The organism is Halomonas sp. SIMBA_159, from assembly GCF_046536035.1.
Taxonomy (GTDB): domain Bacteria; phylum Pseudomonadota; class Gammaproteobacteria; order Pseudomonadales; family Halomonadaceae; genus Vreelandella; species Vreelandella venusta_A.
The window spans coordinates 1-235 of record NZ_JAWJBT010001639.1 but is presented as its reverse complement, the minus strand read 5'-3'; the positions used below and the strand labels follow the sequence as shown (position 1 = coordinate 235).

1 protein-coding gene is annotated in these 235 nt (G+C 49.4%); it reads left to right on the top strand.

The window, feature by feature from the left end; translation table 11 throughout:
- On the top strand, positions 1–235 hold a 235-nt coding region (locus tag R0J87_RS24760), incomplete at both ends, for a S16 family serine protease (protein WP_498889686.1).

Sequence of the window (235 nt, the reverse complement as noted above, 5' to 3'; positions counted from 1 at the left end):
ATCACGCTGCGTGGCGAGGTACTGCCTATCGGTGGCTTGAAAGAGAAACTGCTGGCGGCACATCGTGGTGGTATTAAACGCGTGTTGATCCCACATGACAATGTGCGGGATTTAAAAGATATCCCGGATAATGTGAAAGGGGATATCGAAATTTGTCCGGTGAAATGGATAGACGATGTGCTGGAGCTGGCGTTACAAGAGCCTTTAGAGCGTGTTTCGGTGCTGGAAACGACAA